The organism is Stenotrophomonas sp. RIT-551 (genome assembly GCF_026241915.1).
GTDB lineage: Bacteria > Pseudomonadota > Gammaproteobacteria > Xanthomonadales > Xanthomonadaceae > Stenotrophomonas > Stenotrophomonas bentonitica_A.
The window spans coordinates 303,698-326,270 of record NZ_JAPJIU010000003.1; the positions used below are offsets into that span (position 1 = coordinate 303,698).

At 66.9% G+C, this 22,573-nt stretch carries 23 protein-coding genes; 10 read left to right on the top strand and 13 right to left on the bottom strand.

What is annotated here, in order from left to right; all coding sequences use genetic code 11:
- Nucleotides 1-18 precede the first annotated feature (18 nt).
- Together ORK51_RS06025 and ppsR are read right to left on the bottom strand one after the other, a co-directional pair.
- Nucleotides 19-528 carry a DUF1249 domain-containing protein gene (locus ORK51_RS06025; protein WP_019184147.1) on the bottom strand — a complete coding sequence of 170 codons (510 nt, stop codon included), beginning with the start codon at nt 526-528 and terminating at the stop codon, nt 19-21.
- Nucleotides 529-672: 144 nt separating this feature from the next.
- Entirely contained in the window at nt 673-1,494 is an 822-nt protein-coding gene (gene ppsR / locus ORK51_RS06030; protein ID WP_019184148.1) for a posphoenolpyruvate synthetase regulatory kinase/phosphorylase PpsR, read from the bottom strand.
- 143 nt (nt 1,495-1,637) lie between these two features.
- On the opposite strand from ppsR, the gene ppsA reads away from it, so the two are divergent.
- The gene (ppsA, locus tag ORK51_RS06035) at nt 1,638-4,016 is read left to right on the top strand and encodes a phosphoenolpyruvate synthase (protein ID WP_266084531.1); all 2,379 of its coding nucleotides are present in this window, start codon (nt 1,638-1,640) and stop codon (nt 4,014-4,016) included.
- A gap of 296 nt (nt 4,017-4,312) precedes the next feature.
- Here the strand turns inward: ppsA and ORK51_RS06040 are convergent, their stop codons facing one another.
- From ORK51_RS06040 to mntR, 5 genes are all read right to left on the bottom strand, one after another.
- Entirely contained in the window at nt 4,313-5,425 is a 1,113-nt protein-coding gene (locus tag ORK51_RS06040) for an alkene reductase (RefSeq protein ID WP_266084532.1), read from the bottom strand.
- 117 nt (nt 5,426-5,542) lie between these two features.
- On the bottom strand, nt 5,543-6,412 hold the full coding sequence (locus ORK51_RS06045; protein WP_046273417.1) for an EcsC family protein: 870 nt from the start codon (nt 6,410-6,412) through the stop codon (nt 5,543-5,545).
- A gap of 105 nt (nt 6,413-6,517) precedes the next feature.
- Entirely contained in the window at nt 6,518-7,087 is a 570-nt protein-coding gene (gene orn / locus ORK51_RS06050) for an oligoribonuclease (RefSeq protein WP_019184153.1), read from the bottom strand.
- 99 nt (nt 7,088-7,186) lie between these two features.
- Nucleotides 7,187-7,711 carry a tRNA adenosine(34) deaminase TadA gene (gene tadA / locus ORK51_RS06055; protein ID WP_070425351.1) on the bottom strand — a complete coding sequence of 175 codons (525 nt, stop codon included), beginning with the start codon at nt 7,709-7,711 and terminating at the stop codon, nt 7,187-7,189.
- A complete protein-coding gene (mntR, locus tag ORK51_RS06060; protein WP_019184155.1) occupies nt 7,704-8,162 on the bottom strand; it encodes a manganese-binding transcriptional regulator MntR in 459 nt (152 codons plus the stop codon). Before mntR ends, tadA begins: the two co-directional genes overlap by 8 nt.
- A 240-nt stretch (nt 8,163-8,402) precedes the next feature.
- On the opposite strand from mntR, the gene ORK51_RS06065 reads away from it, so the two are divergent.
- The 3 genes from ORK51_RS06065 to ORK51_RS06075 all read left to right on the top strand — a co-directional run bounded on the left by ORK51_RS06065 (nt 8,403) and on the right by ORK51_RS06075 (nt 9,563).
- Nucleotides 8,403-9,017, top strand: a complete 615-nt coding sequence (locus ORK51_RS06065; RefSeq protein WP_070425352.1) for a peroxiredoxin family protein — start codon at nt 8,403-8,405, stop codon at nt 9,015-9,017.
- A 123-nt stretch (nt 9,018-9,140) separates the two neighbouring features.
- Nucleotides 9,141-9,320, top strand: a complete 180-nt coding sequence (locus tag ORK51_RS06070) for a hypothetical protein (protein ID WP_019184157.1) — start codon at nt 9,141-9,143, stop codon at nt 9,318-9,320.
- A 60-nt stretch (nt 9,321-9,380) separates the two neighbouring features.
- Entirely contained in the window at nt 9,381-9,563 is a 183-nt protein-coding gene (locus ORK51_RS06075) for a hypothetical protein (protein ID WP_019184158.1), read from the top strand.
- Nucleotides 9,564-9,609: 46 nt separating this feature from the next.
- On the opposite strand, the gene ORK51_RS06080 is transcribed toward ORK51_RS06075, so the two are convergent.
- The 4 genes from ORK51_RS06080 to ORK51_RS06095 are packed head-to-tail and all read right to left on the bottom strand — an operon-like array spanning nt 9,610 to nt 15,243.
- Complete coding sequence (locus ORK51_RS06080) at nt 9,610-10,728, bottom strand: hybrid sensor histidine kinase/response regulator (protein ID WP_266084533.1); 1,119 nt, start codon at nt 10,726-10,728, stop codon at nt 9,610-9,612.
- Nucleotides 10,725-11,309 carry a chemotaxis protein CheB gene (locus tag ORK51_RS06085; protein WP_070425354.1) on the bottom strand — a complete coding sequence of 195 codons (585 nt, stop codon included), beginning with the start codon at nt 11,307-11,309 and terminating at the stop codon, nt 10,725-10,727. The genes ORK51_RS06080 and ORK51_RS06085 overlap by 4 nt, the downstream gene beginning before the upstream one ends.
- Nucleotides 11,309-12,157: a CheR family methyltransferase gene (locus tag ORK51_RS06090; RefSeq protein ID WP_172838023.1), complete on the bottom strand. Its 849-nt coding sequence runs from the start codon at nt 12,155-12,157 to the stop codon at nt 11,309-11,311. The genes ORK51_RS06085 and ORK51_RS06090 overlap by 1 nt, the downstream gene beginning before the upstream one ends.
- The gene (locus ORK51_RS06095) at nt 12,130-15,243 is read right to left on the bottom strand and encodes a response regulator (protein ID WP_266084534.1); all 3,114 of its coding nucleotides are present in this window, start codon (nt 15,241-15,243) and stop codon (nt 12,130-12,132) included. The genes ORK51_RS06090 and ORK51_RS06095 overlap by 28 nt, the downstream gene beginning before the upstream one ends.
- A 108-nt stretch (nt 15,244-15,351) precedes the next feature.
- Between ORK51_RS06095 and ORK51_RS06100 the strand changes: the two genes are divergently transcribed.
- The 4 genes from ORK51_RS06100 to ORK51_RS06115 all read left to right on the top strand — a co-directional run bounded on the left by ORK51_RS06100 (nt 15,352) and on the right by ORK51_RS06115 (nt 19,121).
- Nucleotides 15,352-16,554, top strand: a complete 1,203-nt coding sequence (locus ORK51_RS06100; RefSeq protein WP_429000619.1) for a two-component system sensor histidine kinase NtrB — start codon at nt 15,352-15,354, stop codon at nt 16,552-16,554.
- Nucleotides 16,547-16,915 carry a response regulator gene (locus tag ORK51_RS06105; RefSeq protein ID WP_019184164.1) on the top strand — a complete coding sequence of 123 codons (369 nt, stop codon included), beginning with the start codon at nt 16,547-16,549 and terminating at the stop codon, nt 16,913-16,915. Before ORK51_RS06100 ends, ORK51_RS06105 begins: the two co-directional genes overlap by 8 nt.
- 112 nt (nt 16,916-17,027) lie before the next feature.
- Complete coding sequence (locus ORK51_RS06110; RefSeq protein WP_266084536.1) at nt 17,028-18,812, top strand: putative bifunctional diguanylate cyclase/phosphodiesterase; 1,785 nt, start codon at nt 17,028-17,030, stop codon at nt 18,810-18,812.
- A 69-nt stretch (nt 18,813-18,881) separates the two neighbouring features.
- Complete coding sequence (locus ORK51_RS06115; RefSeq protein ID WP_261996855.1) at nt 18,882-19,121, top strand: DUF1653 domain-containing protein; 240 nt, start codon at nt 18,882-18,884, stop codon at nt 19,119-19,121.
- Here the strand turns inward: ORK51_RS06115 and ORK51_RS06120 are convergent.
- Nucleotides 19,118-19,645, bottom strand: a complete 528-nt coding sequence (locus ORK51_RS06120) for a hypothetical protein (protein ID WP_261996856.1) — start codon at nt 19,643-19,645, stop codon at nt 19,118-19,120. The two genes, ORK51_RS06115 and ORK51_RS06120, sit on opposite strands and share 4 nt — an antisense overlap.
- Nucleotides 19,646-19,738: 93 nt before the next feature.
- Complete coding sequence (locus tag ORK51_RS06125) at nt 19,739-20,743, bottom strand: GAF domain-containing protein (RefSeq protein WP_254427884.1); 1,005 nt, start codon at nt 20,741-20,743, stop codon at nt 19,739-19,741.
- A 211-nt stretch (nt 20,744-20,954) separates the two neighbouring features.
- Here ORK51_RS06125 and ORK51_RS06130 point away from each other — a divergent pair, with 211 nt between their 5' ends.
- Both ORK51_RS06130 and ORK51_RS06135 read left to right on the top strand, forming a co-directional pair.
- On the top strand, nt 20,955-21,182 hold the full coding sequence (locus ORK51_RS06130; RefSeq protein ID WP_046273396.1) for a hypothetical protein: 228 nt from the start codon (nt 20,955-20,957) through the stop codon (nt 21,180-21,182).
- Nucleotides 21,183-21,346: 164 nt separating this feature from the next.
- Nucleotides 21,347-22,561: an MFS transporter gene (locus ORK51_RS06135; RefSeq protein ID WP_070425360.1), complete on the top strand. Its 1,215-nt coding sequence runs from the start codon at nt 21,347-21,349 to the stop codon at nt 22,559-22,561.
- Nucleotides 22,562-22,573 lie beyond the last annotated feature (12 nt).

Consider the following 22,573-nt stretch of genomic DNA (forward strand, 5'->3'; position numbering starts at 1 on the left):
GATCCGCCAGGCCGCGGCTCACGGCACCAGGCTGGTGCGGCGCGCGTCGGCCGGTGCGGCCACCTCGCCATCGCGGCGCAGCGTGGCCACGCCGTGGCCGCGTTCGGCCAGGTATTCCAGCCATTTGCCGAGGAAGGTGTTCATCCGCATGCGGTGGCTGATCAGCTCGGCCGGCGGCGGGTACATCCCCACCACGTCCTGCCAGCGGCGTCCGACGTAGCAATGGGTGGTCTCGGCCTGCCGGGCATCACGGTACAGGCGCACATAGGCCGACGGGTCCGGCTGCCCGGTGACCGGGTCGGCGAAGTCGTAGGTCAGGCGCAGCTCGACCGTATAGCGGTGGCACTCGATGACATCCAGGCGCACATCCAGCCCATCGCCGATCGAGGAGACGTAGCTGCCGGGCACCAGTTCGGAGGGTGCGAACAGGCGCACCAGGTGCTGGTAGTTTTCCGCATACAGGCCCATCAGCCAGCTCAGGCGGCTGAGCCGGGGAATGCGTTCGATACGGGGCGATGCCTGGGCCATGGGTCGATCCTACACGTTGATCTCCCAACGTGGGGGCGGCACCACGCCGGCCAAAGGGGCGGCCCGCAACCGGTTCACGGACGCAGGGCAGCCCCGGCCCCGGACGAAGCAAGCGCCTCCCTGCTGTTCAAGGGGGCGCGCCGATCAATACATCTCGCGCTGCAGCCCCAGCGTGCCCAGCACCTTGCTCGAGATCTCCTCGATCGAGGTATGGGTGGTGCTCAGGGTCGGGATGCGCTCCATCCGGAACATGGTCTCGGCGGCGGCGACCTCGCGGCGGCAGGTCTCCAGGTTGGCGTAGCGCGAGTTCGGGCGACGCTCCTGGCGGATCTGCTGCAGGCGGTCCGGGTCGATGGTCAGCCCAAACAGCTTTTTCCGGTACGGGCGCAGGCGTGGCGGCAGGCGATCCTGCTCCAGGTCCTCGTCGGTCAGCGGGTAATTGGCCGCCCGAACCCCGTAATGCAGGGCCAGGTAGATGCAGGTCGGGGTCTTGCCGGCCCGGGAGACGGCCACCAGGATCACGTCGGCATCGTCGTAGTTGATGGCGATGCCGTCGTCATGGGTCAGCGCGAAATTCATCGCGTTGATGCGGCGGTGGTAGGTCTCGAAGTCCACCATGCCGTGCGCCTGGCCGACCCGGGAATGCCGGTTGACGGCCAGTTCCCGCTCCAGCGGCTCGATGAAGGGCGCGAACACATCCAGCATCAATCCGCCGCTTTCGGCCAGGATGATGCTCAGCCCGCTGTCCACGCAGGAACTGACCACGATGGGCCGGACCTGGTACCGCTCGCCCGCTGCACGGATCCTTTCACAGGCTTCGCGCGCTTTTTCCGGATCATCGATGAACGACATCCGGTCGGTGATGAAGCTGAACCCGGAGAACTGGGTCAGGAGGCTATGCCCAATGGTTTCAGCGGTGATACCGGTTCCATCGGACACGTAGAACACCGGTCGGATCGTCGACATACGGCTTTTACCCCCTCCGAAGCTTAAAAAGGCTGTCGATACAAGCTTGTGCCGACAGCGGTCTGCCCGGCATCATATCGGCTTCTTCCTACGGACGTGGCCATCCAGCCCGCCTCGGGCGATGGCCAAACGGAGCATCGCGCTTGAACGAGAACATCCTGTGGTTGCACGAACTGCGCCTGGCCGACCTGGCCCGCGTAGGCGGCAAGAATTCGTCGCTTGGCGAAATGATCGGCAACCTGGCCGGTCTGGGGGTGTCTGTCCCCGGCGGTTATGCAACCACCTCTGAAGCCTTCAAGGACTTCATCGCCCATAACGATCTGTCCAAGCGCATCTTCGACAAGCTGGCCACGCTGGACGTGGAAGATGTCGGTGCCCTGACCCTGGCCGGCAAGGAAATCCGCGGCTGGGTGATCGATGCCCCGCTCCACCCGGAACTGGACCAGGACATCCGCAGCGCCTACGCCAAGCTGTGCAGTGAAAACGGCGGCGGCGATGTCGCCGTCGCGGTGCGCTCCTCGGCCACCGCCGAAGATCTGCCCGATGCGTCCTTCGCCGGCCAGCAGGAGACCTTCCTCAACGTGACCGGCGCCGACGATGTCGTGCACAAGGTCAAGGAAGTGTTCGCCTCGCTGTACAACGACCGCGCGATCGCCTACCGCGTCCACCACGGCTTCAAGCACGAGGATGTGTTCCTGTCCGCCGGCGTGCAGCTGATGGTGCGCTCGGGAGTGGGTTCCTCCGGCGTGCTGTTCACCCTGGACACCGAGTCCGGCTTCCGCGACGTGGTGTTCGTCACCTCTTCGTTCGGCCTCGGCGAAATGGTCGTGCAGGGCGCGGTCAACCCCGACGAGTTCTACGTCTACAAGCCCACGCTGAGCGCCGGCAAGCCGGCGATCCTGCGCCGCTCGCTCGGCAGCAAGGCGATCCGCATGGTGTATTCGGATGTCCCCGGTGAGCGCGTGCGCATCGAAGACACCCCGGCCGACCTGCGCAGCACGTTCTCCATCAGCGACGAAGACGTGCAGGAACTGTCCAAGCAGGCGCTGGTCATCGAAAAGCATTACGGCCGCCCGATGGATATCGAGTGGGCCAAGGACGGTGTCAGCGGCAAGCTGTTCATCGTGCAGGCGCGCCCGGAGACGGTGAAGTCGCGTGGCCATGCCACCCAGATCGAACGCTTCGCGCTGAACCAGAAGGACGGCAAGGTGCTGGCCGAAGGCCGCGCCGTGGGTGCCAAGATCGGCGCCGGTACCGCCCGCGTGGTGCGCACCCTGGACGACATGGCCCGCGTGCAGCCGGGCGACGTGCTGATCGCCGACATGACCGATCCCGATTGGGAGCCGGTGATGAAGCGCGCCTCGGCCATCGTGACCAACCGTGGTGGCCGCACCTGCCACGCGGCGATCATCGCCCGCGAGCTGGGCGTGCCGGCCGTGGTCGGCTCGGGCAACGCCACCCAGGTGATCCAGGACGGCCAGGAAGTGACCGTCAGCTGCGCCGAGGGCGACACCGGCTTCATCTATGAGGGCAAGCTCGAGTTCGAGCGCACCACCACGGACCTGGGCAACATGCCGCCGGCGCCGCTGAAGATCATGATGAACGTGGCCAACCCGGAACGCGCCTTCGACTTCGGCCAGCTGCCGAACGCCGGCATCGGCCTGGCCCGTCTGGAAATGATCATCGCCAGCCACATCGGCATCCACCCCAACGCCCTGCTGGAGTACGACCGCCAGGACGCGGCGACCAAGAAGAAGATCGACGAGAAGATCGCTGGTTACGCGGATCCGGTCAGCTTCTACGTCGGCCGCCTGGCCGAAGGCATCGCCACCCTGACCGCTTCGGTGGCCCCGAACCCGGTGATCGTGCGCCTGTCGGACTTCAAGTCCAACGAGTACGCCAACCTGATCGGCGGCAGCAACTACGAGCCGCACGAAGAGAACCCGATGATCGGCTTCCGCGGCGCCAGCCGTTATGTCGACCCGAGCTTCTCGGCCGCCTTCGCACTGGAGTGCAAGGCCGTGCTGCGCGTGCGCAACGAGATGGGCCTGGACAACCTGTGGGTCATGATCCCGTTCGTGCGCACCCTGGAAGAAGGCCGCAAGGTCGTCGAGGTGCTGGAACAGAACGGCCTCAAGCAGGGCGAGAACGGCCTGAAGATCATCATGATGTGCGAAGTGCCGTCCAACGCACTGCTCGCCGATGAGTTCCTGGAGATCTTCGACGGCTTCTCGATCGGTTCCAACGACCTGACCCAGCTCACCCTGGGCCTGGATCGCGACTCCTCGATCGTGGCGCACCTGTTCGACGAGCGGAACCCGGCGGTGAAGAAGCTGCTGTCGATGGCGATCAAGTCCGCACGGGCCAAGGGCAAGTATGTGGGCATCTGCGGGCAGGGCCCGTCCGATCATCCGGACCTGGCCGAATGGCTGATGCAGGAAGGCATCGAGTCGGTGTCGCTGAACCCGGACACCGTGGTCGACACCTGGCTGCGCCTGGCCAAGCTCAAGGCCAAGGGCTGATCCTCCCCGCCTTGAGATGACGAACAAAACCCCGCGCAAGCGGGGTTTTGTTTTGTGTGCCGTCGGTAGAGCCGACCGTTGGTCGGCTGCCGCGCATCGCGCGGCGGATCACGTGTGCGCGGCGCCGGAGGGGAGAGCAGCTGACCAACGGTCAGCTCTACCGACCATGGATCGTGGGCCTAAGCGCCGGTAGTGCCGACCGTTGATCGGCTGCCACGCATCGCGCGGCGGATCACGTATGCATGGCGTCGGATGGGAGGGCAGCCGACCAACGGTCGGCTCTACGCATTGCGCGTTCAGGCCTCGGCGGTTTCCGCCACCGGGTAGTCGGTGAACCCTTCCGCGCCGCCGCCGAAGAACGTGGCCTTGTCCGGGAGATTCAGCGGCAAGCCCTGCTGCAGACGCTCCGGCAGGTCCGGGTTGGCGATGAACGGCCGGCCGAAGGCGATCAGGTCGGCCCACCCCCTGGCCAGCGCCTCCTCGGCGCGTTCCACGGTGTACTTGCCGGCGTAGATCAGCGTGCCGCGATAGATCATGCGCAGTGCCTGCTTGAAGGCTACCGGCATGACCGGGGCGTCTTCCCAGTCGGCTTCGGCGATGTGCAGGTAGCCCACGCCGATCTCGTCCAGCAGATGCGCCGCGGCCAGGTAGGTCGCCTGCGGAGTGTCGTCCACCGCGCCCTGCAGCGTGGTCAGCGGCGCCAGGCGCACACCGACGCGCTCGGCCCCGATCTCCGCGGCCACCGCCGCGGTCACCTCGCGCAGGAAGCGCAGGCGGTTCTGCAGCGAGCCGCCGTAGCCGTCGGTACGCTGGTTGGCCTGGGAGTCGATGAACTGGTTGATCAGATAGCCGTTGGCACCGTGCAGTTCGATGCCATCGAAACCTGCGGCGATCGCATTGCGCGCGGCCGTCGCGTAATCGCGCACGATGCCGGCGATCTCTTCGGTGGACAGGGCCCGCGGCATCGAGTGCTGGACCATCTCGCCGACGCCGCTCTGCGGGCCCCGGCCCTCCGGATCGACAAACACCTTGACCCCTTCGGCCAACAGCGCCGACGAGGACACCGGCGCGGCGCCGCCCGGTTGCAGGGCCACGTGCGAGACGCGGCCAACGTGCCAGAGCTGGGCGACGATGCGACCGCCAGCGGCATGTACCGCCTCCGTCACGCCGCGCCAGCCGGCAACCTGGGCCTCGTCGTGGATGCCCGGGGTCCAGGCATAGCCCTGCCCCTGCTGGCTTATCTGGGTGCCCTCGCTGACGATCAGGCCGGCCGAGGCACGCTGGGCGTAATAAGTGGCCATCAGCGGCGTGGCGACGTTGCCCTCACCGGCCCGCGAACGGGTCATCGGCGGCATCACGATACGGTTGGGCAGCGTCAGCGCGCCGCGGGTATAGGGAGAGAACAGCATGGCAATCCTTGATCGGGGGAGCCGCCGAAGCGGTGATGCCGACAAGGATGGGGACAGGGCCGCCGGCCCAACAGGCCTGCGGCGGCAAAACAGTTGTGCCGCCGATGCAACGATCGCTCAGTTGCGCTCGGCGGCCAGCAGGGAATAGGCGGCCCGCACGGTCTCGTAGCCGTAGCTGCGCTCCAGCCGGCGCACGATGAAATGCCCGCGCGCCACGTCCTGGTAGTAGTCGGTGAACATGGTATTGAGCGTGGCGCCGGCCACCGCCCCGACGATCGGGACCGCCTGCGCGGCAAACTTCTCGGTGACGACCACGCCGAAGCGCGCCGCCACTTTCTCCACGATCTTGGCCAGCCATTTGCCGGCTTCTTTCGGGGTCAGGCCGATCATCACCGGGCTGCCGCCGACCGCGCGCCCGGCCAGCTCGGCCGACAAGTGGCGCATCACCTCGGCAGTGAAGCCACGCGTGATGTAGTAGCCCGTCTCGCTGGCATCATCCTTGCCGGAGTTGCCACCCAGCGCGAACACCTCCAGGCAGGCATGCCGCGTGCTCATCTCGCGCAGGTCGAAGCCCTCGCTGCGGGCGACATCGGCCACCGAGCGCATCATGATCGTGGTGGACACGGGCAGTTCGATGAACAGCGTGGTGAAGCCGAACGCACCACCTACCGCGCCCGATGTCGCCGCCGCCAGTTTGTGCCAACGCGTGGAGGCGGCCTTGCCGGGCGTGTTGTCCATGCTCCACAACGCGGCCTGGGCGGATTTGAACAGCGCCGCCTCGACCGCGCCGTGGATGCGGCGCGATACCGAATCAGGCAACCGCTTGACCGCGAACTCCAGTGGCGAGCCGATCAGGTTGGCCATCTTGGCCGTCAGCGTGGGCGATTCCAGCAGCTCCACCGCACGTTGCAGATCCCGCCAATCCTGCGAGGTCGGCAGGATCGAGGACGGCAGCGGCGGCGGTTGCGGCGAGGTGATGGCATTCATGGCCGCGATCATAGCGCCGCCGATGTTCATCGCTCGTCGCCTCGCCTGCCGTCAGCTGAACGATCCGGCACAGGCCAGCGTGCCGTGCCGACCCTGTTCGCTGGATCAGGCCGGTAGGCCCGACAGCGCCCCCATGAACTGGCGGTAATGGCGCAGTTCTTCAATGGAATCGTGGACGTCGCTCAGCGCGGTATGGCTGGCGGTCTTGCCGACGCCCGCCGCGACGCTCGGGGCCCAGCGCTTGGCCAGTTCCTTGATCGTGGACACGTCCAGATTGCGGTAGTGGAAGTACTTCTCCAGGCGCGGCATTTCACGGTGCAGGAAGCGACGGTCCTGGCAGATCGAGTTGCCGCACATCGGCGAGGCACCGGCCTTGATCCACTGCTGCAGGAACGCGATGGTCTGCGCTTCGGCCTGGCCGAGGGTCACCGTGCTGTCGACCACGCGCTGCCACAGGCCCGAGCGGCGGTGCTGGTTGCGGTTCCATTCGTCCATCGCCTCCAGCCGCTCCACCGGATGATGGATGGCGAACTCCGGACCTTCGGCCAGCACCTTCAACTGCGCATCGGTCACCACCGTGGCGATCTCGATGATCGCATCGTTATCGGTGTCCAGACCGGTCATTTCCAGATCGATCCAGATCAGTCGCTCGCCTTCTGCGCCGTTGTCGGCCATGTGTTCGCCTTGTGCTGGGCCGCCGCTTGCGCCGCGACCGGGATGGAGGAGGCGCCCATGATACCGCCAACGCGTCACGGCCCTGTCGCTGCAGCGGCGTTATTCCAGCAGCAGCGGCGGCTTGCCGCGCTTGGCGCGGAAGTAGTTGGTCAACCGGGTGCTGGCATCCTTGGCCAGCACGCCCCCGTGGATTTCCACGCGATGGTTGTGGCGCGGGTCGCCGATCAGGTCGAACACGCTGCCGCAGGCGCCAGTCTTGGGATCGGTGGCCGCGTACACCAGCCGCGCCACGCGTGCGTGCACGATCGCCATCGCACACATCGCGCATGGCTCCAGCGTGACGTAGAGCGTGCTGCCGATCAGCCGGTGGTTGGTGATCGCCCTGCCCGCTTGCCGCATCGCGACGATCTCCGCATGTGCGCTGGGGTCGTGGTCGGCGATGTTGAGGTTCCAGCCTTCTCCGAGCACGCTGCCATCGGCACCGACCAGCACCGCGCCGACCGGGATCTCGTTGAACTCACGCTCGGCCCGCTCGGCCAGCCCCAGCGCGTGGCGCATCCAGTATTCGTCCTGGTCGTGCACCGGCACGCCCAGCGGCGGCGGCGGCGCGAGGCGCTCAACCATGGCCGTTGGCCTTGCGTACGAACGCGTCGAACGCGGCCAGGGTGGCCTCGCTCACGTGATGTTCGATCCCTTCGGCATCGCGGCGCGCCGAATCGGCATCCACGCCCAGCGCCAGCAGGAACTGCTCCACGGTCTGGTGGCGGGCGCGCATCTCCACCGCCAGCTGCTCGCCGGCCGGGGTCAGGAACACGCCGCGGTACGGGCGCTGGATCGCCCAGCCCTCCTTGACCAGGCGCTTGAGCGCCTTGGCCACCGTCGGCTGCGCAACCCCCAGCCGCGTCGCGATATCCACCTGCCGGGCCTCACGGCCATCGGCGATCAGGTCCGCGATCAGCTCCACGTAATCCTCGACCAGCTCGGACCGGCGCGCTTCACGCACCTGCACGAAGCCCTCGACATGCACCTGGGCGTCGATCAGGGGCGAGACGGCTTTACGGGTCGAGGACGGCATGGTGGCTCCAGCAATGGCCGCTGGCGAAGGGCTTCGGCGCCCGGACAGTTTACCTCACGGGGGTTTGCGACTGATCCGGGCGGCCCGGCGGGCGCCGCGCGCGCCGATCTTTCGATAGGCAACGACCAGAATGAAACCCATGTCTCATTCACAGGATCTTGTATTTGACAAATGATTTTTGTTGCCGGATACATACACCACCTACTCAGCCATGGACCCGGCCGAAGGCCAAGGAGCAGCATGGACGCATCCGCATTCCGGAAGTACGGCAGCCTCGCGCTCATCGTTGTCCTGGCCGTGCTGATGACCGCGCTGGCGGTACAGAACCGGCAGCTCCGCCAGGAGCAGGCGCTGCTGGTGAGCAAGGTCGAACAGATCTCCAAGGCCGCCCACGGCCTTCCCGAGGGCGCCCAGCCCGAGGCCCTCACCACCACGGCACTCGACGGCCAGGCGGTTACCCTTGCCGGCCCGGCCAGCGGTCGCCAGGTCCTGTACTTCTTCTCCCCTGCCTGCAGGTTCTGCCTGGCCTCGGTGCCGCAGATCCAGGCGCTGGACGCGGCCGGTCGCAACAACGGCAACCGCGCCTTCGAGATGGTCGGCATCAGCCTGCCGCCCCACGAAACCGCTGCCGATTACGCGCGCCAGCATGGTTTCGCGTTTCCGGTGGTGAACGATACCGATGACCGGCTCCGGCAGCGCTACACCGCGACCATGGTGCCGATGGTGGTCGTCATCCAGGACGGCAAGGTGATCTACCGCCATGTCGGCCAGCTCAAGGAGCGCTCGGTGGATGCGATCACCGGCGCATTCGTGATCAACGCCGCCCGTAACCAGGCGCCCGCGCCGGCAGGCTGAAGTCATCCCACGTCGCCGCCAAGGCGACATGACCAGGTCCCTCCGCGCCCGCTCGCCGGGGGCGGATCGACAGTTCCGTCCGTGTTCCCGTTGCATCCGCGTCACCACAACAGGAGAAGCACCATGAAGTCCAGGAAGTTCCTTTCGGTCTTTGGCGGTATCGCTGTTGTCTGCGCCCTGGCGTTCGCATCGAGCCAGGCAGTGGCGACCTCCAGCCAGCCCAAGCAGCTGGATGGCTGTCCCTACAAGCCCGGCTGCACCTATGGCGGGCACAGCGAGATCCGGTGCTGCCAGCCGGTGTAACGCGTGACTGCGTGGCAACACGCGCCCCGTCAGCCTCATCCACAGAAGGAAAGACAGACCATGAAGTCGAAAACGCGGTTGTTGTCAGCCCTGAGCGGCGTCACCCTGATCTGCGCGTTGGCCTTCGCATCCAGCCAGGCGCTGGCTACCTCCAGCCAGCCCAAGCCGCTGGCCGGCTGTGAAGACCAGCCGGGCTGCACCTACGGTGGGCACGGGCTGTATCTGTGCTGCGAGCCACTGTAAGCACGTCCACCATCCCGGCCCTGCGCCGGGATGGTTCTTTCCGGCCTCAGCGCGGCCGGCGCTGCAGCGCGGTCTCGAAGATCACCGCGCCCTCGATGTTGTGGGCCACCAGCGTGCCGCCATGCGCACGGGCGAACTCGCTGGCGATGAACAGCCCCAGCCCCAGCCCGCGACTGTCGTGGAAACTGGCCTTGAACGGCTCGAACAACCGCGGCAGCAATGCCTCCGGAATCTGACCGGCATTGCGCACCTGCAGCCGCAGTGGCGCGCTGCGCTCGCCTTCCAGCCGCACCACCACCGGCGCATCGCCGCCATGCAGCACCGCGTTGCCGATCAGGTTGGACAGCAACTGCGCGAGGCGATCGGGATCGCCCTGCAGCTGGGCATCGCCCTGTACCTGCAGCTCGATGGTCGCCTGCGGGTGCGCACGGCTGATCTCGGCCACCACCGCCGAGGCCAGTTCAGCCAGGTCGCACTCGGTGCTGTGCAGGCGCAGGCCGCCGGTACGGATCCTGGAGAAATCCAGCAGCTGCTCGACCATCCGCACCATGCGCTGTGCGCTGTTTTCCAGATGAACCAGGGTCCGCTGGACCTGGCTGTCATCGGGCAGATCCAGCGACAGCTTGTCGGCACACAGCAGGATCGCCGCCAACGGCGTACGCAGGTCGTGCGTCAACACCGCCATCATCGTTTCATTGAGCTTGAGCGCGTGCTCCAGCGCCTCGTTGCGCGCCTTGAGCAGCTGCTTCTGCTGGTAAAGCTCGATGAACACATTGACCTTGCTCATGATCACCTGCGGCTCGATCGGCTTGTGCAGGAAATCCACGGCGCCGGATTCGTAGCCCTTGAAGGCCCGCACCGGATCATTCGGCGAAGCGGTGAGGAAGATGATCGGCACGTCGCGGCTGCGTTGCGAGCCGCGCATCAGCTCGGCCAGCGAGAAGCCGTCGATCTCGGGCATGTGCACATCCAGCAGGGCCAGCGCGACTTCATGCTCCAGCAGCAGCTCGAGTGCTTCAGCACCGGACAGCGCACACAGGATCTCCAGACCCGGGCGACGCAACAGCGCTTCCATCGCGACCAGGTTCTGCGGGATGTCATCGACAATCAGCAGCTTCACGCAATCGGTGGTGGCAGTCGACCCGGCGGGCTCGATCAGGTTCATCGGGTAAGGCCTTTCATACGCGTGCAGATGGAGGTGAGCGGGAGCACCGCGTCGGCGCCGGCGTGTGCCAGGGCCGATGCGGGCATCATCGAGGAATAGGCCTCCTCAGGGCATTGGATCCAGGCTTCGCCACCGGCCTGGCGGACCGCGGCGACACCGTCGCTGCCGTCACTGCTGGCGCCGGTCAACAGGATCGCCAACACGCCGCCGCCGAACACATCGGCGGCGCTTTCAAACAGGGGATCGATCGCCGGGCGCGAGAACAGCACCGGTGGATCGACCGACAGTGCCAGCGTGTCACGGTCCTCCACCAGCAGGTGGTAATCCGGCGGCGCGAACGTCACCGTACCGGCCCGCAGCGGTTGTTTGTCCTCGGCCTCGCGCACCGGCAGCGGGCAACCGGCATCGAGCAGGTCGGCAATGCGGCTGGGCCGGTCGCGCGGCAGGTGCAGCACCACCAGCACCGGCAGCGCCAGCGTGGCCGGCAGCGCCGACAGCAACGCCTGCAGCGCACTGACGCCACCGGCCGAAGCGCCGATGACCACCAGGTCGAACCGGCTGCGCTGGGAGGCCGTGCTCATCAGGCCAGCTTCCGGTACAGGCGCTGGTCGCGCGCGCAGGCTTCGAACAGATCCGCGTGCGCGCCGAACTGCAGCGACTCCTTGCTGCCCAGGCCCAGGAAGCCGCGATGGACCAGGGCCTCATGGAACAGGCCGATGGCGCGATCCTGCAGTGGCCGCTGGAAATAGATCAGCACGTTGCGGCAGGACACCAGGTGGACTTCGGAGAACACCGTATCGGTGGCCAGGCTGTGGTCGGCGAACACGATGTTGCGCTTGAGGCGGCGATCGAACACCACGCTGCCGTAGCCGCTGCTGTAGTAATCCGAGAGCGAGCCGGTGCCGCCGGCCGCCAGGTAATTGCGGCTGAACTGCGCCAGCCGGTCCAGCGCGAAGGCCCCGGATTCGGCCGCCTGCAACGCTTCGGGATTGATGTCGGTGGCGTAGATGATCGCCCGGTCCAGCAGGCCTTCCTCGTGCAGCAGGATCGCCAGCGACCACACTTCTTCGCCGGTACTGCACCCGGCGATCCACAGTTTGATCGAGGGATAGGTGCGCAGCACCGGCACGGCATGCTCGCGCAGCACCCGGAAGTACGGCGGGTCACGGAACATCTCCGAGACCTGCACGGTGAAGTACTGCATCGCCTGGGCGAAGGTGTCCGGCTCGTGCAGCAGGCGGTGCTGCAGCGCGCCCATGGTCGGGCAGTCGAACCGGGCCATGGCATGGCGCATGCGCCGCCGCAGCGATGCCAGCGCATAGTCACGGAAGTCGTAGTGGTAGCGCTGGTACACCGCCTCCAGCAACACCTTCAGCTCCAGATCGAACAGCTCCGCTTCATTCATCGGCGCGAGCACCACACGCGGCACAGCGACACCAGCTTGTCCACGTCGATCGGCTTGGCGATGTAATCGTTGGCGCCGGCCTGCAGGCAGTGCTCGCGGTCATCGGGCATCGCCTTGGCGGTCAACGCGATGATCGGCAGGTCGCGCCAGCGGTTGTCGGCGCGGATCTCGCGCATGGCGGTCAGCCCGTCCATCTCGGGCATCATGATGTCCATCAGCACCAGGTCGATTTCCGGGCGCAGCTTCTCCAGCGCCTCGCGGCCGTTGCGGGCGATATCCAGGGTGACGCCGAGCGGCTCCAGCACGCTGGACAGCGCGAAGATGTTGCGCACATCGTCCTCGGCCAGCAGCACGGTACGGCCATCGAGCACCGCATCGCGGCGACGCGCTTCGCGCAGCAGGCGCTGCTGGTCGGTCGGCAGCGAGGCCTCCACGCTGTGCAGGAACAGGGTCACCTCATCGAGCAGGCGCTCGGGCGAGCGCGCTCCCTTGATGATGATGCTCTTGGAATAGCGGCGCAGGCGCTGTTCTTCATCGCGGGTCAGTGCGCGGCCGGTGTAGACGATCACCGGCGGGAACGCGACCGCATCATTGCCGGCCATGCGCTCGAGCAGGTCATACCCGGTGCCGTCCGGCAGCGCGAGGTCGGTGACCATGCAATCGAATGTGGACCCGGCCAGTTCGGCCATCGCCTCGGTGATGGTGCCCACCGCGGTGATTTCCAGCTGGTCACGGCCAAGCAGCAGCTGCAGGTTCGAACGCAGCTCGCTGTCGTCCTCCACGATCAGCAGGCGGCGCATGTCGCGCTGGCTGGTGGCTTCCAGCTGCTGGATCGCTCCGACCAGGCGCTCGCGCGTGGCCGGCTTGATCACATACCCGATCGCGCCCAGCTCCATCGCCACCTGCGAGCGCTCCAGCCCGGAGACCACGTGGACCGGGATATGGCGCGTGGCCGGGTCGCGCTTGAGGCGCTCGAGCACGCTCAGGCCGGAGACGTCGGGCAGGCCGATATCCAGCAGGATGCCGTTCGGGCGCAGCTCGGCAGCCAGGCTCAACGCCTCTTCGGCGGTGCCGGCCACTACGCAGTCGAAGTCCAGTTCGTGCGCCATCGAGACCAGGGCGCTGGCAAATGCAGTGTCATCCTCGACCACCAGGATCATCCGGCCGGCGCGGCTGCGGCGGCCGCGGTCATCGACCACCTTGTCCTGGGCCGGCGCCGGCGCGGCAGTGGGTTCGCCATGCGCCCGCCCCAGCGGTGTGGAAGCCGGCCGGGACGGCGCTGCTACGGCAGCCGGGCGCACGTCATGCACCACGTGCTGGGCGTTGCCCGTGCCGCCACCGGCCAACAGCGGCAGTTCAAGCGTGAAGCAGCTGCCGCGGCCGGGCTCGCTGGAGACGGTGATGCTGCCGCCCATGCGTGCGGCCAGGTCGCGCGAGATCGACAGCCCCAGCCCGGTGCCACCGTAACGCCGGCGGGTGCTGCCGTCGGCCTGGCGGAACGCCTCGAAGATGACCGCGGTCTGCTCTTCGGGAATGCCGATGCCGGTATCGGAGACGGCGAACTGGATCCGCCCTGCCCCCGCACTGCGCACCTTCAGCGAGACGCTGCCGTGCTCGGTGAACTTGACCGCATTGGCCAGCAGGTTCTTGAGGATCTGCTGCAGGCGCTGGCTGTCGGCCAGCAGCTGGGTCGGCGCCTCCGGGGCAGCGCTGATCTCCAGGGCCAGGCCCTTCTGCAAGGCCATCGGCTCGAAGGTTTCCTTCAGGCGCTGCAGCACGCTGGACACGGCCAGGTTCTCTTCAACCAGCTCCACGTGGCCGGCCTCGATCCGCGACAGGTCGAGGATGTCGTTGATCAACGCCAGCAGATCGTTGTTGGACGAGTGGATCGCCTGGGCGTACTTGACCTGCTCGGCGGTCAGCGTGCCGTCCTTGTTGTCGGCCAGCAGCTTGGCCAGGATCAGTGCGCTGTTGAGCGGCGTGCGCAGCTCGTGGGACATGTTGGCCAGGAACTCGGATTTGTAGCGTGAACTGGCTTCCAGCTCGTTGCTGTTCTGGACCAGCTGCGCCTGGGCCAGCAGCAGCGCCTGCTGGCGCGACTCCAGCTCGTGGGTGCGCTCTTCGAGCTGCACGTTGGTCTGCTCCAGCTCGGCCTGCTGCTGCTCCAGGTTGGCCTGGGAATGCAGCAGGCTGCGGCTCTGCTCTTCCAGCTCTTCGTTGGCCACCCGCAGCTCTTCCTGCTGGGTCTGCAGCTCCTCGCTCTGGCGCTGGGTCTCTTCCAGCAGCTCCACCAGCTGCGCATTGAGCAGCGACGCCCGCAGGGCGATGCCGATCGGCTCGGCGCACTGCAGCAGCAGTGCCATTTCCAGGCTGCGCGCGGGCGAGACGCCGGCACGGCCCAGCTCGATCACGCCGATCACCACGCCATCGGCCGTGATCGGCCCCAGCAGGCGCTGGTGAACGGTGGTGCGGCCCAGTGGCGTATCGATATCCAGCGGGCTGTCACTGTCCTCCAGGCGACGCGCGCGGCCTTCGCGGATGATCTCGCCCCATTGCCCGGCATGTGCCGGCAGGGTTTCGGGCAGCTGCGACGGCAGCGCGGAGCCGCCGACCAGCACCAACCGCTCGCCCTGCAGGCGGTACATCGCGCCGACATCGGCATTGAGCTGCGCGCACAGGGCGCGCATGGCCTGGTCAGCCAGCTCGCGCGGGGTGGGATCGCCCTGCAGGCTGGTGCCGACCACGTTCTCTCCGGCCTGCAGCCACAGCGCATCGGCCGCTTCACGGCGCGCACCGATGGCCTTCATCACGGTCAGCGCCATCATCAGGAACGCGACGCCACCGATGCTGCGATTGACGAAGGAAAACGCCGAATTGCTGCTCGCCGGCGCCACGTTGTAGCCCACCGCAAGCAGGATGCACGAGCCGATCGCCACCAGCAGCGGCACTTCCATGCGACGCTGGAACAGCGTGATTCCGACTGCCATGAAGTAGGTCAGCCAGACCGCATAGCCCAGCGGCACCACCATCTCCGTGCCCAGCGTGGCGGCCATCAAGGCGGCCGACGCAAGCCAGATCCAACGGTCACGGGAGGTAGGCGCAGAATTCATGCCGTGTTCCAGCTCAAAAGGGGCCTGATGGTACCCGAAGCGGTAAACGGGTGTTAAGCGCCAGAAGTCAGCGTGATTGCGGCACGTTCTTGACATTTTCTTCACATCATGGCCCCTACGGTTCGGTCCCTTATCGGGGAGTCGATAACCGTCGTGGTCCAGGCCGTATCCAGCGTTGCACCGCTTGCCGACGAAAGCCGGCAGCTCAAGCTGTTGATCGACAACGTGAGCGATCACGCGATCTATCTGCTCGATACGCAGGGCAACATCTGCAGCTGGAACCGTGGCTGCGAGCGGGTCAAGGGCTACACCGCCGAGGCCGTGATCGGCAAGCATGTCGGCCTGTTCTATACCCCCGAGGATCAACAGCTGGGCGTGCCCCAGCAGGCGCTGGCGTATGCGCGTGACCATGGCCGCTTCGTCGGCGAGGGCTGGCGGGTGCGCTGCACTGGCGAGCGGTTCCGTGCCGGCGAAGTGATCGAGCCGGTCCGCGAGGACGGCTGCCTGCTCGGGTTCGTCAAGGTCACTCAGGATGTCACCGAGCGCTACCAGGCCCAGCGCCTGCTGCAGGATGCGCAGCGCGCGCATGTCCAGCAACGGCAGCTGGACAACGTGGGCCGGCTGACCCGCGGCCTGGCCCATGAATTCAACAACCTGCTGACCACCATCGGCAACGCACTGGACCTGATCGCCCTGCGCCCCGACGCCGACAACCGCACCCAGGAGCTGGTGGACCTGGCCCAGGCCGCCGCCGACCGGGGGTCGCTGCTGACCCGCCAGCTGCTGGCGTTCTCGGCCGATCAGACCCTGGTGCGCGAGCCGGTGGTCGTGCAGGAGTTCCTGCGCGATGCCCTGCCCGTCCTGCGCCGCGCCTGCCCGGCTGGCATCGAGGTGCAGCTGGAATTGACGGCGGACCTGCCACCGATCGTCACCGATGGCGTACAGTTGCACAGCGCCGTGTTGAATCTGGTGCTCAATAGTGCCGAAGCGATGCCCCAGGGCGGCACGGTCACGATCACGGCCGAGGTCGAACAGCGACTGGCACCGGATCTGTCCCAGCCCATGCGCCGCCACTATGTCGCCATCGCGGTGACCGATGAGGGCGACGGTATGCCCCCGGACATCGCCGAGCGCGCCAGCGAGCCGTTTTTCACCACCAAGGAAGTCGGCAAGGGCAGCGGTCTGGGCCTGAGCCAGGTGTTTGGCTTCGTCTCGCAGTGCGACGGCTTCGTCGACGTACAAACCGCCCCCGGAAGGGGCACCACCGTCCGCCTGTTGTTACCTGTCATTGAGGAAGTCGAGCATGTCTGAGCCCCTACGCGTATTGATGGTCGAAGACCAGCAGGACCTGCGTGAACTGATCGGCCAGGCGTTGCAGGACTTCGGTATCGAAATCCACACGGCCGACGACGGTCCGACCGCCCTGCGCCTGATGCAGGACCCGGGTGGGTTCGATGTGGTGTTCAGCGATATCAGCATGCCCAACGGCATGAGCGGCGTGGAGCTCAGCGAGCACGTGGCCGACGTGCTGCCCAATGCGCGCATGATCCTGGCCTCTGGCTATGCGCGCTCGCAGCTGCCGCCACTGCCGGACCATGTCGAATTCCTGCCCAAGCCCTATCGCCTGCGCCAGTTGGTCACCTTGCTGCAGTCGCCGGACGCACCGCTCTGAGCCAGGGTTCCGCCCAGCCTGCGTGAACGCTTCATCCGCCTCGCCCCTGCTTCACACCGGTTCTGCATTGCCATCGTGATAGTAGCGATGAAGTCGGAACAGGGCGCGGTACATGCTGGACAGACGCAACGATGTTGACCGGATCGCGTTGATCGAAGCACTCAACGTGATGGACCCTGCGCTGGGCACGGCGCTGGACCCGATCACCGAACTGGCGGCCTTCACCTTCGGCGTGCCGATCGCGCTGGTGTCGATCTTCGATGCCGACCACCAGCACCTCATCTCGCGCGTGGGGCTGGCGCTGACCCGCAACGAACGGCATGCCTCGATCTGCGCGCACGCGCTGGGTTCCAGCCAGGTGCTGCAGATAGAGGATCTTCGCCAGGACCCGCGCTTTGCCGGCAATGCGCTGGTCGCCGGCCCCGAGCAGCTGCGCTTCCATGCCGGTACGCCGCTGATCACCAAGGGCGGCGTCGCGCTGGGTACCCTGTGCATCATGGGGCGTGAGCCGCGGCGGCTCTCTGCCGAAGAGCAGGTGCAGTTGCAGACGCTCTCGCGCGTGGTGGTTGCGCAGATGGAACTGAAGATGTCGCTCGGCCGCCGTGATCAGGTCAGCGGCCTGCCCAACCGGCAGCAGTTCCAGGCCGACCTCACCTCCCTGTCCCGCCGCGGTGAAGGCCGGAGGTTCACGGCGGTGCTGCTGGATGTGTTCGACCTGCAGAGCGCCAACGACGCCGGCCAGGCCCTGGGCATGAAACCCGTGGAAACCCTGCTGCGCCAGGCGGCGCTGCGCGTGCAGGACGTGCTGCGTGATGTTACGCAGGTCTACCACGTGGGAGTGACCCGCTTCGCCTTCCTGCTGGCGGACCACTCGCATCACCAGACCGAGGGCCTGCTCGACCGCCTGCGCGTGCGCATGCGCCGGCCGCTGATGGCCGGCAGCATCCCGATGTCACCGCAGTTCCATGCCGGCGTCTGCGACTTCCGCGCGGTAAGCGAGGAGACCGCGGATCTGGTCCGCAAATGCCTGGTCGCCATGCATCATGCCCTGCAGACCGATGCCTGCCTGTGCTGGTATTCGCAGGAACGCGACGATGCCCTGCGCCGCCGTTACCGGTTGGCCTCCGATGCCGGACGCGGCCTGGCCCAGCACCAGTTCAGCCTGGTGTACCAGCCGCGCTTCGATCTGATCGATGGGCAGCCGGTGTCGGCCGAAGCCCTGCTGCGCTGGACCCATCCGATGCTGGGCCCGATCAGCCCGGGCGAATTCATCCCGGTGCTGGAGCGCACGGCGCTGATGCCGGCGCTCAGCCGCTGGGTCATCGACCACGCCCTGGCCCAGGCCGCGCACTGGCAGAAGACCGTGCCCGGCTTCAGCCTGTCCATCAATCTCTCCCCGCGCGACTTCGATGACCAGTGCGTGTGGAGCGTGCTGTCCGAGCGGCTGCATGCCTACGGCCTCGCCCCGGGCCTGATCGAAATCGAAATCACGGAAGGCCAGTGGCTCAACCACCATCCGGCGGCGCTGCCGCAGTTGCGTGAGATGGCGGCGGCCGGCGTGCGCATCGCGATCGACGACTTCGGCAGCGGCTACAGCAACTTCGGCTATCTCAGCGAGGTGCCGATCAGCCATATCAAGATCGACCAGACGCTGGTCACCGGGCTGGCGCGCTCACGCACCGCCCGGCTGAAGGTGGAAGCCATCATCAAGCTGGCCCGGCAGCTGGGCTACCGCACCGTGGCCGAAGGCGTGGAAAACGAGGCCGAGCTTTCGCTGCTGCGGCTGTGGGGCTGCGATGAAGCGCAGGGCTACCAGCTGGCCCGGCCGATGCACCCCGACGCGGTGCTGCACCTGGTCAACGCCTGCCGCGCCGGCCCGTTGCCGGATGCCGGCTGACCCGACGGAACATCACCGCCAACCGGTGCGCGGGGCGATAATGGGCCGCCCGTCTTTGCTACCGCCGCCATGTCCGATCTTTCCCCGCTGCCCACCCTGCCGCTCGGCCACTACCGCCATTTCAAGGGCGGCAACTACGAGGTGATCGGAGTTGTACGCCACAGTGAAACGCTGGCGCCGATGGTGCTGTACCGGCCGCTGGATTCGGATGTCGGCCTGTGGGTGCGTCCGTACGAGATGTTCGTCGCACGGGTGGAGGTGGAGGGGCACTGGCGGGCGCGCTTTGCGCCGGTGGAGGCTGGGAACTAGGTGTGTTCGCAGGCCCAGGTGTTCCAGCCCTTCGCCCCGACATGTTTGAGGGTGATGAGACCCGTTTCTCCGTCGAGCTGACGACGCAGGCAGAAGCGCGCAGAATGAAACATCGTCGGGTCTGTGCCCTTGGTGCGCTCGAGTTTCATGACGACCTCGTAAGGCACCCCGACGCGCAGCGGCTGCAGCGGTTTCCGCGCGGCGCTGCCTTGCGCATCGCCGAAGAGAAGGCATCCGTCGGGATCCAGTGGACGAGGCTCACTCCATGGATATTCATCCAGCCAGACTGGGACAGTGCTCGAACGTTCCAGGTCGAAGACGCTGATCGATTCCAGCTTCACTACCCGCTTCAGACGGCGAAGCTCGGCAGCCGGCAGACCGAAACAGGCGCTTCCCTCCATCCAGCGCACGTCGATGGTGCCTCTGCGGGAGTACGCCTCCACAGACGGGGTTGCAAGAGAAAAGAAGACGGTCAGCAAGGAAGCCACGACGCGCGGACGGGTGCATGACAAAACGTGCGACATCGGTGGCGCTGCTTCAGAGGGCCTTGCAGTCTAGCCAGAGGTTTCAGCATTGGGGCTGTCGCGTCGTGCCACGTCGGGAATGGCCCGCTTGTTTCAGCCCGCCACAGCCCGCGCCCCGTCCACCAGCGCACGCAACTGCGTGCTCACCGCGCGGAACTGCTCCGGCAGCGCGGCCGCGTCGAGCGCGTCGAGCGCGTCCACCTGACGCGAAAGCACCGACAGCGCCTCGGCCATGCTGACCACTGGCTGCCCTTCCCCGGCTGGCGCATCCTGCACATCCAGCTGCGCGCCGATCAGCCCCGCCAGCACCTCGAAGCCTTTCACCGTCGCGGCGTCGAGTCTGGAAGGATTGGGATCCAACGCGCACAGCGTGCCGTGGAAGCCACCATCGCGGCGGAACATCGGGACCGAGATGTAGCTCTCGAACCCATACAGCGCGGGCGTGGGATGGCTGGAGAACACCGGATGGGTGCTGGCCTGATCGAACTGGACCAGATGGCGATGCTCGCGTATCTCATCGCAGATGGTGGTCTCCAGCACCAGGTCATCGCCCGGGCGCAGACCGAAATCCAGACGATCATGCACGGCGCAGGCGGTCCACCGATCGGCGGTGACACGGGCCACTGCAACGAACCGCATGCCGGTCATCGCACTCGCCAGCTCCAGCATGCCCGGCACGGCCGGCATCGCAAGCAGTGCGGCCACGTCGTCCAGGCGCGGATCCGTGGCATGGGCCAACGACGCCGCAGGCGCGCTGCCCGGACCATCGTCATCCAGCGGGTTCTCCATCGCGGCGAGGCGGCGGTCCAGCGCTTTCGCGTTGACCTCGTTGAACAGGCCACGCACCGAGGCCGACAACGCCCTGGCATCGGTGATCGCACCCACGAAATGGAGGCCCTGCCCGACCAGGCGGATCTGCTCGACGCCGTGATCCAGCCGCAATGATGGCCACGCCAGGCGGTGCAGGATGCGCAGCCAGTCAGCGCGCGGGGTGTCATCCAGCAACGCGGTGACAATCACCCGCTGCGAACGGGTCCCCGCCTGTGGGCCGGGCAGATCGAAACCGATAAGGGCAGGAAAGCCTGGACTGGAAGACATCGCAACCTCTCTGGCGGCATCGCGCAGCCATCGACGGGTGGCCTTGAAGCCAAATTGTCGCATGAATGGGCGAGACTGGCCGTGATCGACTAGTGATATTTCGTCGCCGCACACCGGGCAATGCTCCTGGGCGCGCAATGCGGCCCGGGTACAAAAGGCTGCGGCTATCATTGAGGTGATCTAGCACCTCTCAACGACAAGGAAGTAAGACATGGGTCCTGCGGGTTCAGGGTTTTCGCTGTTGGTCGCGCTCATCGGCGCGCTGCTCGGGTTGTTGTGGCTGTTCGTTCCGTTTGCCATCTTCGGCATCAAGGGGCTGCTGCAACAGATCGTGGCCGAACAACGGCGCACCAATGAGATCCTCAGCCGCGTGCACGGCGAGCGCCTTCCGCCGGCGGCGCCCGAGCCGCAGCCGTTCAGGGCGCGGCCGTATCCGTGAAAAGGCGGCGATAGCCAAGCGCGGCGGGGCTGTCCGGACGCTGCGGTAGGCCGCTCACGGGGGCAGCGCGCACCAGGCAGATCCAGCGTTCCATGGGCCCGGCTGATTAATGCTGCGTCGCAGCAGTACAATGCCGCGCTTCCCCGTTCGACGCCGCCGCCTGCATGAGCTCCTCCTCCGTCCCTCTGGCCGCCCGGCTCTCGCCGCGCGAGCGCACCCTGATCCTGCTGGCCTTGTCGCTGGGCGGCTTTGCCATCGGCACCAGTGAGTTCGCCAGCATGGGCCTGATGCTGGAGATCAGCCGCGGGCTGTCGATCAGCGAAACCCAGGTCGGCCACCTGATCAGCGCCTATGCCATCGGCGTGGTGGTCGGCGCCCCGGTCCTGGCCTTTGCCGGCGCCGGCTTCGCGCGCCGCAACCTGCTGCTGGCGCTGATGGGCTTCTACGCCATCGGCAATCTGGCCAGCGCGCTGGCGCCCAACTACGGCACGATGCTGCTGGCCCGCTTCGTCGCCGGGCTGCCGCATGGCGCCTACTTCGGCGTGGCGATGCTGGTGGCGGCGGCGATCAGCCCGCCAGCGCAGCGTGGCGCGGCGGTGTCCAAAGTGCTGCTCGGCCTCTCCGTGGCGATCTTGGTCGGCAATCCGCTCACCACCTGGCTCGGCCAGCAGGTCAGCTGGCGCACCGCGTTCGCCCTGGTGAGCGTGCTGGCGATGGCCACCGTGGCGATGATTGCGCGCTTCCTGCTGCCCGATCCGGATGAGGTGCGTACCTCGCCGATGCGCGAACTGCGTGCCTTCAATCGTCCCCAGGTGTGGCTGGCACTGGCGATCGGTTCGGTCGGCTTCGCCGGCATGTTCTGCGTGTTCACCTATCTCGCCCCCACGCTGGTGCAGGTCACCGGCCTGGCCGAATCGTGGATGCCGCTGGCCGTGGGCATCTTCGGCATCGGCGCGATCATCGGCAACGTCGCCGGTGGCTGGCTGGTGGACCGCTTCCAGTTCCGCGCCGCCGCCGTCGTGCTGGTCTGGTCGATCCTGGTGCTGCTGGCCTTCCCGCTGGCCGCGCAATCGGTGTGGAGCGTGTTCCCGATGATCATTGCGGTCGGCACCATGGGCGCCCTGGCGGCCGTGCTGCAGACCCGCCTGATGGACGTGGCCGGCGAAGCGCAGACGCTGGCCGCCGCCTCCAACCATGCCGCATTCAATACCGCCAACGCACTGGGCCCGTGGTTCGGTGGCATGGCGATCGGCGCCGGCTTCAGCCCTGCGGTGACCGGTTACGTTGGCGCTGCCACCGCGCTGGGCGGGTTGCTGCTGTGGTGCGTGGCGATGCTGGTGGACCGCCGCGCGCGCAGCGTGCCGGTGCTGCAGCAGTAGGCGCGCGCCCCG